10 protein-coding genes are annotated in these 11,408 nt (G+C 59.4%); 4 read left to right on the top strand and 6 right to left on the bottom strand.

What is annotated here, in order from left to right:
* The first annotated feature begins 234 nt into the window (after positions 1-234).
* Positions 235-687 (top strand): Rrf2 family transcriptional regulator, encoded by a 453-nt coding sequence (locus G5253_RS15995; protein WP_005339654.1) that lies wholly within the window; start codon positions 235-237, stop codon positions 685-687.
* A 72-nt stretch (positions 688-759) separates the two neighbouring features.
* On the opposite strand, the gene G5253_RS16000 is transcribed toward G5253_RS15995, so the two are convergent.
* A complete protein-coding gene (locus G5253_RS16000; RefSeq protein ID WP_005339657.1) occupies positions 760-1,281 on the bottom strand; it encodes a ferredoxin-type protein NapF in 522 nt (173 codons plus the stop codon).
* Positions 1,282-1,421: 140 nt separating this feature from the next.
* On the opposite strand from G5253_RS16000, the gene G5253_RS16005 reads away from it, so the two are divergent.
* Positions 1,422-1,637: a hypothetical protein gene (locus G5253_RS16005; RefSeq protein WP_005339659.1), complete on the top strand. Its 216-nt coding sequence runs from the start codon at positions 1,422-1,424 to the stop codon at positions 1,635-1,637.
* Entirely contained in the window at positions 1,634-2,974 is a 1,341-nt protein-coding gene (rmuC, locus tag G5253_RS16010) for a DNA recombination protein RmuC (RefSeq protein ID WP_266135662.1), read from the top strand. Before G5253_RS16005 ends, rmuC begins: the two co-directional genes overlap by 4 nt.
* 151 nt (positions 2,975-3,125) lie before the next feature.
* On the opposite strand, the gene add is transcribed toward rmuC, so the two are convergent.
* The 5 genes from add to glnA all read right to left on the bottom strand — a co-directional run bounded on the left by add (position 3,126) and on the right by glnA (position 8,939).
* Positions 3,126-4,127 carry an adenosine deaminase gene (gene add / locus G5253_RS16015; protein ID WP_266135661.1) on the bottom strand — a complete coding sequence of 334 codons (1,002 nt, stop codon included), beginning with the start codon at positions 4,125-4,127 and terminating at the stop codon, positions 3,126-3,128.
* A 141-nt stretch (positions 4,128-4,268) separates the two neighbouring features.
* Positions 4,269-5,687 (bottom strand): nitrogen regulation protein NR(I), encoded by a 1,419-nt coding sequence (gene glnG / locus G5253_RS16020; RefSeq protein ID WP_266135660.1) that lies wholly within the window; start codon positions 5,685-5,687, stop codon positions 4,269-4,271.
* 9 nt (positions 5,688-5,696) lie between these two features.
* Positions 5,697-6,752, bottom strand: coding sequence for a nitrogen regulation protein NR(II) (glnL, locus tag G5253_RS16025; protein WP_005356202.1), 1,056 nt, complete (start codon positions 6,750-6,752; stop codon positions 5,697-5,699).
* 86 nt (positions 6,753-6,838) lie between these two features.
* Positions 6,839-7,414, bottom strand: coding sequence for a DUF4124 domain-containing protein (locus G5253_RS16030; protein ID WP_266135659.1), 576 nt, complete (start codon positions 7,412-7,414; stop codon positions 6,839-6,841).
* 115 nt (positions 7,415-7,529) lie between these two features.
* A complete protein-coding gene (gene glnA, locus G5253_RS16035; protein WP_005339672.1) occupies positions 7,530-8,939 on the bottom strand; it encodes a glutamate--ammonia ligase in 1,410 nt (469 codons plus the stop codon).
* A 351-nt stretch (positions 8,940-9,290) separates the two neighbouring features.
* Here glnA and typA point away from each other — a divergent pair, with 351 nt between their 5' ends.
* Complete coding sequence (gene typA / locus G5253_RS16040) at positions 9,291-11,102, top strand: translational GTPase TypA (protein ID WP_106844305.1); 1,812 nt, start codon at positions 9,291-9,293, stop codon at positions 11,100-11,102.
* Positions 11,103-11,408: the final 306 nt, after the last annotated feature.

Raw genomic sequence — 11,408 nt, forward strand, 5'->3', positions numbered from 1 at the left:
AACGCCGGACTAACCCGGCAAGTTTGCGATCAATCAAAGAAAGTGTCGATTTATGTGCATCTTCATCGACACCCGGTTGTGCTGCTCTTAACCTGTCACTCCGCAACTCAGATTAAGAGACAGGCCCCCCTCTGGCGAGCCAATGGGCAAACAGAGGCAAACCGGTTGTCTCCTGCCTCTTAGCTCAATGTTGTCGTCCTGATTCCTGGCTTGTAGTAAGAGGCAAGTGCGACCATGCAACTGACACGATTTACCGACTACGCCCTGCGTACCCTGACCTTCCTGGCGGTTCAGCCGGGGGATCGTCTGTCGACCATTACCGAAGTGGCCGATACCTTCGGCATCTCTCGCAACCACGTGGTCAAAATCGTGCACCAGCTTGGCATCAAGGGGTACATCGAGACGGTACGCGGCAAGCACGGTGGTATTCGCCTCGGTCGCTCGGCGGTCTCCATCAATTTACGGGATGTGGTGATGGACATGGAGCATGTGCTCTGTCCGGTCGACTGCAAGCGCGAAAACTGCCGTCTCTCCGGTGGCTGCCGCATTCAGGGCATTCTGCGCCGCGCCATGAACGCCTTCCTCGAAGTGCTGGGTGAGTACACTCTGGCTGATGCGGTGCGCGATCCTAACCGTCTCTGCCACCTGCTGGGTATCGAGCAAGAGACTATTGTGACCATGGCCTGACGGGGCGCGGAATATTGAACAAGATGTGAAAGGGGCCTGATGGCCCCTTTTGCTTTTGTACGCAGGTGGTTTTTAGCGACTGCCTGGCTGGCGGATCAGAGTGATGGCGCCGTGCAGGCAGGCGAGGCCGCAGGCACCGCAGCCATTGCAGGCATCCATATTGACGTTGATGCCGTCGGCGGTGGCCTTGATCGCCTGTTGCGGGCAGGCATCTTCACAGAGCAGGCAGTAGAAGCCCTGCCGTGCCTGACAGCTCTCTTCAATCTGCACCCGGGTCTGCACCTGACGGCCCAGTTGAAGGTCGAGGGCACCGGTGGGACAGGCTCTGGCGCAGCTGCCGCAGTAGCTGCACTGGCCGCAGGCGAGATCGAGCACCGGCGTGCCAGCGATGGGGCTCCCTTCGTACTCCTCCTGGGTGGCCGGTTTGAGCAGACCGCGCGGGCAGGCCTTGAAACATTCGCCACAGCGGGTGCAGAGGGAGAGGTACTGGGACTCCTCGATGGCCCACGGCGGGCGCGCTTCATGGCAAACCACGGCGGGCTTGCGGGAAGCTTGCCAACCTTGTGTTAGCCAACGGAGGAAATAGTGAGTCATGCTCGCCCCTGATACCTATTAGGGGTTAATTTTATCGAAGTTTCGGGAAGCAGGCCAGAGAATAGCGGCCGTCAGGATCGCAAGCGCAGTTGCCCTTGTGTAAGCTAGGCGGGTCTTTTTACGTGGTTGAATGAAAACATATGTGGCTATTTCTCTGGCGTGCGTCCCTGCTCTATGTCTTTCCCCTGCTGATGTGGGCCTACTGCCGCATCAAGGATATCGAGTTCGCCGAGCTCGATACCGGCGTCAACACCCACAAGTGGGTGGTGCTGGCCGCCTACCTCATCTACGTGGTGCTCTGGATCCTGGTTAACCGCTATCTCGAACTCTTCCTGCGTCAGCGGAGCCGCAAATGATTGACCCCGGACTCTGGGGGATTTTGCTGCCCGCCACCGTGCTGGCCCTCGGGCTTGGCTGGCTGATCGGGCGGCGGGCTGCCACGGCGCAAGCTCAGGAGCTGCTGCTGGCGCAGGAGCGTTATCAGGCGCTGCAGGATCGCTTCGACGAGTTGCAGGATGAGCGGATGCAGGGGCAGCAGAAGCTGGATCAGCAGCAGACCCTGCTGATCAAGCTCACCGCCCGCCTCAAGGATGCGGAAGCGACCCTGCGCAGCGAACGATTGGCCGCCGCCGAAAAACTGCAACTGCAGCAGGAGGCGGAGCAGCGCCTCAGTCAGCAGTTCGAGAACCTCGCCAACCGGATCTTCGAGCAAAACTCCGGCAACTTCCGCGAATTGAACCAGAACAGCCTCGATCTGCTGCTCACCCCGCTGAAAGAGCAGCTCGAGGGCTTTCGTCGTCAGGTAGGCGAGACTCATGCTCAGGAGACGGCCCAGCGCCACAGCCTCAAGTTCGAGCTGGAGCGCCTCGCCGAGCTCAATGCCCGCATGACCGAGGAGGCGGCGGCGCTGACCCGCGCCCTCAAGGGTGACAGCAAGCAGCAGGGCAACTGGGGGGAAGTGGTACTGGCACGGATCCTCAGCGAGTGCGGTCTGCGCGAGGGCCACGAGTACCACACCCAGGTCAATATCGAGGTGGAGAAGGGCAAACGCTACCAGCCCGATGTCATCGTCCACCTGCCGCAGGAAAAAGACATCATCATCGACGCCAAGGTCTCGCTGACCGCCTACGAGCGCTGGTACAACGCCGATGACGAGCTGGAGAAGGCGGTGGCGCTCAAGGAGCACGTCGCCTCGGTGCGCAACCATATCCGCGAGCTGGGCCGCAAGGATTACCAGCAGCTGCCCGGGGTGCGTACCCTCGACTATGTGCTGATGTTCGTAGCGGTGGAGCCCGCCTTCCTCACGGCGATGGAGGCTGATCCCTCGCTGGTGCGTTACGGTCTCGACAACAATATCCTGCTGGTGAGCCCCACCAACCTGATGGTGGCGCTGCGCACCATCGAGAACCTGTGGCGCTACGAGCGGCAGAACCAGAATGCCCGCCAGATTGCCGAACGGGCCGGTCGCCTCTACGAAAAGCTGCGGCTGTTTGTCGAGGAGATGCAGCAGATGGGCGGCAGCCTGCACAAGGCGCAGGAGAGCTACGACAAGGCAATGGGACGGCTGGTCAACGGCCGTGGCAACCTGATTGCGCAGGTCGAGCGTTTCCGCGAGCTGGGGGTTGAGGTGACCAAGAGCCTGCCCGAGCCGTTGGTTGAGCGGGCGCTGGAGCGTGACAAGGAGCGGGAGTAGTTTCTACCTGCGCCGACATCAACAAAAGACCCAAACACTGTTTGGGTCTTTTGCTATCTGCCAGCTGGCCCAGTGCTTACTCATCATCAGAAATCCGCAAAGCAAACGGCCCACCGAAGTGGGCCGTTTCTATTTGCAGTGCCGGTGTGGATCAGCGGCTGGCGGCGCGGGCGCTCAGCTCGGCTTTCTCGCTATCGCTCAGGAAGGCCAGGGTCAGGCCGTTCTGCTGGGCGCTGCGGATTTCGCTCGCGGTCATGCCAGCGGCCGGAGCGGCCACCTCATATTCGTGCGGCAAGTCGATCCCTTCCACCGCCGGGTCATCGGTGTTGAGGCAGGCCAGCACACCGGCGGCCAGGAACTGGCGGATCGGGTGCTCGGTCAGGCTCGCCACCGTAGTGGTCTGGATGTTGGAGGTGAGGCAGGATTCGATGCCGATGCGGTGCTCGGCCAGATAGGCCATCAGGGCCGGATCCTGAATCGCTTTGACGCCGTGGCCGATACGCTCGGCGCCCAGCTCGCGAATGGCCTGCCACATGCTCTCGGGGCCAGCGGCTTCACCGGCGTGTACGGTGACGCGCATGCCTGCATCGCGCACCTTGCGGAAGTGGTCGACAAAGAGTTCGCCCGGGAAGCCCAGCTCGTCACCGGCCAGATCGATGGCGACCAGCTTGTCGCGGTGGGCCAGACAGGCTGCCAGCTCCTGATTGCACTGATCGGTGCCGAAGGTGCGGCTCATGATGCCGATTAGGTTGGTCTTGATGCCGAAGTCACGGCTGCCCGCGGCCACGCCGTCGATGATGGCTTCCACCACACCCTGCGGGTGCAGCTTGTGGGCCATGGCCATATAGGCCGGGCTGAAGCGCAGCTCGGCATAGTCGATACCGGCGCGCAGCAGATCTTCCACGTTCTCGTAGGCGACCCGGCGGCAGGCGTCATAGTCAGCCAGCACGGCCACACCCCAGTCCAGTTTCTTCAGGAAGGCAACCAGACTCGGCTCGTTTTCGACGATCTGTACGTGGGGGCGCAGCGCTTCCAGCTCAAAGGCGGGCAGCTGGATATTGTGTTGGCGACCCAGCTCGAGGATGGTTTGCGGGCGGATGTTGCCGTCCAGATGGCGGTGCAGGTCGGTCAGGGGGAGAGATCTGTCAATCATGGGGGCGCCCTCGTCGAGTCAGGTTTGAAAGCCTGCCATTCTAGGCGGGGCTTTCAAAAAAGATACCCCGTTTATGGTTAAACGGGGTTCTGGCGGACTGTGATTTGTCAGGGCGTGATGGGAATCGTTTTTCCCCGGGACTCAGGAGAGATCGAGTTCCTTCAGCTTGCGGGTCAGAGTGTTGCGGCCCCAACCGAGCAGGCGGGCGGCCTCCTGCTTGTGGCCGTGGGTGTGTTCCAGCGCCGTCTCCAGCATGATCCGTTCGAACTGGGGCATGGCATCGGCCAGGATGTCTGTCTCTCCCAGCGCCAGCTTGCTGGCCACCCACTCCTGCAACTGTTGCTGCCAGCAACCGGGCAACGCCGGTTGACCCGGTTCGGCGTTGTGGGTGATGGGGGTGAGCAGCTCGGCAGGCAGGTCGCCGACCAGCACTTCTTGCCCCGAGGCCATCACGGTGAGCCAGCGACAGACGTTCTCCAGCTGGCGCACGTTGCCCGGCCAGGGCAGGCGACTGATATAGGCCTGGGTATCGGGGTGCAGGCTCTTGGCCTCGACGTTCAGCTCTTTGGCTGCGCGCAGCAGGAAGTGACGGGCCAGCTGGGGGATATCCTCACGGCGCTCCTTGAGAGCGGGGATGTGGATGCGGATGACGTTGAGGCGGTGGAACAGATCCTCGCGAAACTCGCCATCGGCGACCCGTTTCTCCAGATTCTGGTGGGTGGCGGCGATGATCCGTACATCCACCTGCACCGGCTGGTGGCCGCCGACTCGATAGAACTGGCCATCGGCCAAGACCCGCAGCAGCCGGGTCTGCACATCCAGCGGCATGTCGCCGATCTCGTCGAGAAACAGGGTGCCGCCGTCGGCCTGCTCAAAGCGGCCGTGGCGGATGTTGTTGGCGCCGGTGAAGGCCCCCTTCTCATGACCGAACAGTTCCGATTCGATGAGATCTTTGGGGATGGCAGCCATGTTGAGGGCGATGAAGCTTTTGTGGGCGCGCGGGCTGTGCTTGTGCAGCGCATGGGCGACCAGCTCCTTGCCGGTACCGCTCTGGCCGTTGATCAGCACCGAGATGCTGGAACGCGACAGACGGCCGATGGCGCGGAATACTTCCTGCATCGCCGGCGCTTCACCGATGATCTCCGGCGTAGCGGTGGCCTCTTGCTGACGAGACTTGCGCTTGGTGCGCTGCTCCTTGAGGTGGTTCTCGGCGCGACGTACCAGCGTCACCGCTTCGTCGATATCGAACGGCTTGGGCAGATACTCGAAGGCGCCGCGCTGGTAAGCGTTGACCGCGCTGTCGAGATCCGAGTGGGCGGTCATGATGATGATGGGCAGATCGGCCTGACGGCGGTGGATCTGCTCCAGCAGGCTCAGGCCGTCGATACCGGGCATCCGGATATCGGAGAGGATGACATCGGGCGAGCGCAGCTCAAGGGCGTGCAGTAGCGCTTCACCATCGGCAAAGCTCTCGCAGTTGAAGCCTTCGCTTCCGAGGGTGCGTTCCAGCACCCAGCGGATAGAACTGTCGTCATCGACGATCCACACTTTGGCGGTCATGGGGTTCCCTTACTTGCGAAGCGGTAGAAAAATGGTGAATTCGGTGTGACCCGGCCAGCTGATGCAGTCAATCCGCCCCTTGTGCTGGTCGATCAGGTTCTGGGCGATGGAGAGGCCGAGCCCGGTGCCCCCCTCCTTGCCGGTGATCATCGGGTAGAACAGGGTGTCGCGAATGGCATCGGGAATGCCGGGGCCGTTGTCGATGATCTTGATCTCCGCTGCCAGTCGGTAACGCTGGCCGTGGATGGTGATCTGGAACGCGGTGCGGGTCTTGATGCGGATAAGCCCGGTCTGATCGCCCAGTGCTTCGGCGGCATTGCGCACTATGTTGAGAAACGCCTGCTGCAGCTGATCCGGCTCCATCTCGAATTCGGGGATGCTGGGGTCGTAATCCCGCTCGATGCGAACAGAGGGAGGGAGTTCGAGCTCCACCAGTCGGCGTACCTGCTCCAGCACCGAATGGACATTGTGCATCTGGTGACGGCCGGGGCGCTGGGGACCGAGCAGCCGATCGACCAGTACCCGCAGCCTGTCAGCCTGTTCGATGATGATGCCGGTATATTCGCGCAGCGCCGGATCCGGCAGCTCTTTTTGCAGCAGCTGCGCCGCGCCGCGCAGGCCGCCGAGGGGATTCTTGATTTCGTGGGCCAGCCCGCGCACCAGCTCCTTGGCCGCCAGCTGCTGGGCATGTTGCTGCTGCTCCTGGCTGATCTTCTTCTGCTGGTCGATCTTGCGCAGCTCCACCACCAGCAGACGTTGTTCGTGGTCGGCCATCGGGGTCGCGCTCAGTTCCACCAGTCGCGGTTCTCCCTCTACCACCAGAGTCACTTCGCTATCGGTAAAGCCTTGCCCTGACACGAGGCACTGCTTGAGCCGTTGCAAATCGAGGGAGATATGTTCCAGCAGATGGGGCAGTTCGATGCCGATCAGCCTGCGTTCACTGAGGGAGAGCAGCTGTTCAGCCGCCGGGTTGACGAACTGGATGCAGAGCCGCTCATCCATCAGGATCACGGCGGTCAGCAAATTATCCAAGAGTGTTTTGGCGTTGTCCGAGCGGGTTGGCACAGGTTTCTCCCTAAAACGGTGCTACACACCTGTTATGCACCGATATGGTGCATAGAGTTTACCCGCATCGGTGCGCTATATCACCCCTAGTCGGCTTTGGGGGTGGGTTTGGGAGCCGGCGTCACGCTCGCTCTATGCAGGTAAAAGGTGACTGGTGTAGATTTAGCAAGGATCGTACCGTCTTTGGCGAGCAGTTCTAGCTGAGCTTCGTGGGCACCGCGATCGACATTTTCGACCCGGATAGAGAGGCTGTTGCTGACGATGGGGGCTGCCTTGCCATCCAGGGTCAGGCGCACATCATACTGGGTTGGCGGTTTGGGGCTGATTTGACCCTGAAAGACGATATTGCCTGTGTTGTCGCGCAGGGTGCTGCCCTGTTCAGGGGAGAGCAGCTCGATCACCAGTTTGGCCGCCTCCTGCTCCTTCTTGGCATCGGCGCCAGTCAGGCTGTTGAAGTTGTCTACCTGTACAGAGCTGGGGGCGCTACCCAGCAGGGGAGCAGCCCGCAGATCCACCTCCTTTACGTTTTTGCCGGGAGGAGGGGCATCCGTGTAGTGGGTAATGCCATTGCCATCGACCCAGGAGTAGACCTTGGCCGCATGAGTACTGAATGAGGTCAGTAACAGGAGGGTAATTGCTCCTATGCCATGTATCTTGTTCATCCATCTCTCCTTGACGGTATCTTGCTTAATCCTATCAGAGAAAAAACCCGCCATCTGGCGGGTTTTGTCACGATTCGGCAAGCTGCCCCAATCTAAATGGGCTGTCTGCTGCGACTTAGACGGAGTAGTACAGTTCGAACTCCAGCGGGTGCGGAGTCATGCGCACACGGTCAACATCCTGCTGTTTCAGTTCCAGATAGGAGTTGATGAAGTCATCGCTGAACACGCCGCCACGGGTCAGGAACTCGCGGTCAGCATCAAGAGCAGCCAGTGCTTCGTCCAGAGAGCCGGCAACGGTCGGTACTTCTGCAGCCTCTTCCGGCGGCAGGTCGTACAAGTTCTTGTCCATGGCATCGCCCGGATGGATCTTGTTGATGATACCGTCCAGACCGGCCATCAGCTGGGCAGCGAAGGCCAGGTACGGGTTGGCAGCCGGATCCGGGAAGCGCACTTCGATACGACGAGCTTTCGGGCTCGGTACCACCGGGATACGGATGGAGGCAGAACGGTTGCGGGCAGAGTAAGCCAGCATGACAGGGGCTTCATAACCCGGAACCAGACGCTTGTAGGAGTTGGTGGTCGGGTTGGCGAAGGCGTTGATGGCCTTGGCGTGCTTGATGATACCGCCAATGTAGTGCAGCGCCATCTCGGACAGACCGCCATACAGGTCGCCAGCGAACAGGTTGACGCCGTTCTTGGCCAGGGACTGGTGGCAGTGCATGCCGGAGCCGTTGTCACCGAACATGGGTTTCGGCATGAAGGTGACGGTCTTGTTGTAGGCGTGAGCCACGTTGTGGATCACGTACTTCAGTACCTGTACTTCGTCAGCTTTCAGCGTAAGAGTGTTGAAGCGGGTAGCGATCTCGTTCTGACCGGCAGTGGCCACTTCGTGGTGGTGAGCTTCAACGACCTGGCCCATCTCTTCCAGCACCAGACACATGGCGGCGCGGATATCCTGGGAAGAGTCGACCGGTGCAACCGGGAAGTAACCGCCTTTCACGAACGGACGGTGACCCTTGTTGCCATGCTCATAGGCAGTGCCGGAGTTCCATGCGGCTTCTTCAGATTCGATTTTCACGAAGCTGTGGCCCATGGTGTTGGAGAAAGTAATGTTGTCGAACATGAAGAATTCCGGCTCCGGCCCGAACAGCACGGTGTCAGCGATGCCGCTGGACTTCAGGAAATCTTCTGCACGTTTGGCGATGGAGCGCGGATCGCGGTCGTAACCCTGCATGGTGGCAGGCTCCAGCACGTCACAAACGATGTTCAGGGTGGTCTCTTCGGTGAACGGGTCCAGCTTGGCGGAGGCTGCGTCCGGCATCAGTACCATGTCGGATTCGTTGATGCCCTTCCAGCCGCCGATGGAGGAACCATCGAACATCTTGCCGTCTTCGAAGAAATCTTCATCAACCTGGTGAGCAGGGATGGATACATGCTGCTCTTTACCCTTGGTGTCGGTAAAGCGCAGATCAACAAACTTGACTTCGTGTTCCTGGATCAGGGCCAAAACGTTCTGGGCTGACATGCTAAGTAACCTCCGGTGTTAAAACTCTCTGGGTGAATGCGTCGTCGTATTCACATAAGCCAGTATCGTGCCAAGTTTGTGACAGCTTGATTTCAGGGCAATCTCGCTGAAGAGGCTCCCCAAAATCAGGCGATCTCGACTCGCGTTGCATCAATTTAGTGCGATGGTGGATCGTTTTGGTGCACTGTAATGGTGCGCGAAATACGGTCACCGCCCATCTAAGCAGGGTTTGTCAGAGAGGTCTATGATCCAGATCTGTTGTTATGCGCGAATGTACTGCAATTCTGCTAGGCAGATCACAAAGGCAAGAGTACAATTAGCGCCCAATTTTACCCGGTGATTGAGGCGAGAATGTTAGAGAATTTACGCAATATTGCGATTATTGCGCACGTTGACCACGGCAAAACGACTCTGGTTGATAAGCTGCTGCAGCAGTCCGGCACCCTGGACCGCTCCACGGAAGGCCAGGAACGGATCATGGACTCCAATGATCTGGAACGGGAACGTGGCATCACCATTCTCGCCAAGAACACTGCGATCCGCTGGAATGACTACCGCATCAACATCGTTGATACCCCGGGTCACGCCGACTTCGGTGGTGAAGTAGAGCGCGTACTGTCCATGGTTGACTCCGTGCTGCTGCTGGTTGACGCCGTAGACGGCCCGATGCCGCAAACCCGTTTCGTGACCCAGAAGGCGTTCGCTCAGGGTCTGAAGCCGATCGTGGTCATCAACAAGGTTGACCGTCCGGGTGCTCGTCCTGACTGGGTAATGGATCAGGTATTCGACCTGTTCGACAACCTGGGCGCGACTGACGAACAGCTGGATTTCAAAGTTGTTTACGCCTCTGCACTGAACGGTTGGGCCACCATGGATCAGGACGTCGAGTCCGAAAACATGGAGCCGCTGTTCCAGGCTATCGTTGACAACGTTGAAGCGCCGAAGGCTGATGCCGAAGGTGGTTTCCAGATGCAGATCTCCCAGCTGGACTACAACTCCTACGTGGGCGTTATCGGTATCGGCCGTATCACCCGTGGTCGCGTCAAGACCAACCAGCAAGTCACCATCGTTGGTGCTGACGGCAAGACCCGTAACGGTAAAGTCGGTCAGGTGCTGGGTTACCTGGGTCTGTCCCGTACTGAAGTTGCCGACGCGCAAGCGGGTGACATCATCGCTATCACCGGTCTGGGCGAGCTGAAAATCTCCGACACCATCTGTGACAACGGTGCCGTTGAAGCCCTGCCGCCGCTCTCCGTTGACGAGCCGACCGTGAACATGACCTTCCAGGTCAACACCTCACCGTTCGCCGGTAAAGAGGGCAAGTTCGTGACCTCCCGCAACATTCTGGAGCGTCTGAACCAGGAGCTGGTCCACAACGTGGCCCTGCGCGTGGAAGAGACTGATGATCCGGACAAGTTCCGTGTATCCGGTCGTGGTGAACTGCACCTCTCCATCCTGATCGAAAACATGCGTCGCGAAGGTTACGAGCTGGCGGTATCCCGTCCGGAAGTAATCCTGCGTACCGTTGACGGCGAACTGCAAGAACCGTTCGAAACCGTAACTGTGGACGTTGAAGAAGCGCACCAGGGTTCCGTGATGGAGCAACTGGGTCTGCGTAAGGGTGAAATGACCAACATGACTCCGGATGGCAAGGGTCGTGTCCGTCTGGACTTCATGATCCCGAGCCGTGGCCTGATCGGTTTCCAGACCGAGTTCATGACCATGACCTCAGGTACCGGTCTGCTGTACCACACCTTCGACCACTACGGTCCGCACAAGGGTGGCAGCATCGGCGAGCGTCAGAATGGCGTGCTGATCTCCAACGCAACCGGTAAGGCACTGACTTACGCCCTGTTCGGTCTGCAAGACCGCGGTCGTCTGTTCATCGGTCACGCGACCGAGGTGTACGAAGGCCAGGTAATCGGTATTCACTCCCGTTCCAATGACCTGACTGTTAACTGCCTGAAAGGCAAACAGCTGACCAACATGCGTGCCTCCGGTACCGATGAAGCTCAGGTGCTGACTCCGCCGATCCGCATGACTCTGGAACAGGCTCTCGAGTTCATCGATAACGATGAACTGGTAGAAGTGACTCCGAAGAACATCCGTATCCGCAAGAAATTGCTGACCGAGTTGGATCGTAAGCGCTCTGGCCGTGGTTAATGCCATGTGCTGAGTCTCGGCAGCCCTCGCGGCCGCTGACGGTTCACTGATAAACGGACCCAAACCTCTGGTTTGGGTCCGTTTTTTTATGCTTGTGATCCGCTCTGGCCATGCTGATGAGGTCGTTCAGGCCACCGGTAATGGGGCTGATGAGCGTTGAGGGAAAGTCGTGGGGATGGACGAGATAAAAAAGCCGCAGCGGGTGAACGCTGCGGCTTTTTGCTGGCTTGTGTCCCGTCCTGAATATGGTTTACACCTTTCCCCCCAATAAATGGAGAACCCGATGGGACAAGGTGTGAAACGGAC

Origin of the sequence: Aeromonas sp. 602658 (assembly GCF_049173005.1) — a bacterium.
GTDB lineage: Bacteria > Pseudomonadota > Gammaproteobacteria > Enterobacterales > Aeromonadaceae > Aeromonas > Aeromonas veronii_A.

Coding starts and splice junctions, on each gene's coding strand:
- glnA (WP_005339672.1), bottom strand. CDS start 8,939: ATGTCAGCCCAGAACGTTTTGGCCCTGATCCAGGAACACGAAGTCAAG.
- glnG (WP_266135660.1), bottom strand. CDS start 5,687: ATGACCGCCAAAGTGTGGATCGTCGATGACGACAGTTCTATCCGCTGG.
- typA (WP_106844305.1), top strand. CDS start 9,291: ATGTTAGAGAATTTACGCAATATTGCGATTATTGCGCACGTTGACCAC.
- G5253_RS16000 (WP_005339657.1), bottom strand. CDS start 1,281: ATGACTCACTATTTCCTCCGTTGGCTAACACAAGGTTGGCAAGCTTCC.
- rmuC (WP_266135662.1), top strand. CDS start 1,634: ATGATTGACCCCGGACTCTGGGGGATTTTGCTGCCCGCCACCGTGCTG.
- G5253_RS15995 (WP_005339654.1), top strand. CDS start 235: ATGCAACTGACACGATTTACCGACTACGCCCTGCGTACCCTGACCTTC.
- G5253_RS16005 (WP_005339659.1), top strand. CDS start 1,422: ATGTGGCTATTTCTCTGGCGTGCGTCCCTGCTCTATGTCTTTCCCCTG.
- add (WP_266135661.1), bottom strand. CDS start 4,127: ATGATTGACAGATCTCTCCCCCTGACCGACCTGCACCGCCATCTGGAC.
- G5253_RS16030 (WP_266135659.1), bottom strand. CDS start 7,414: ATGAACAAGATACATGGCATAGGAGCAATTACCCTCCTGTTACTGACC.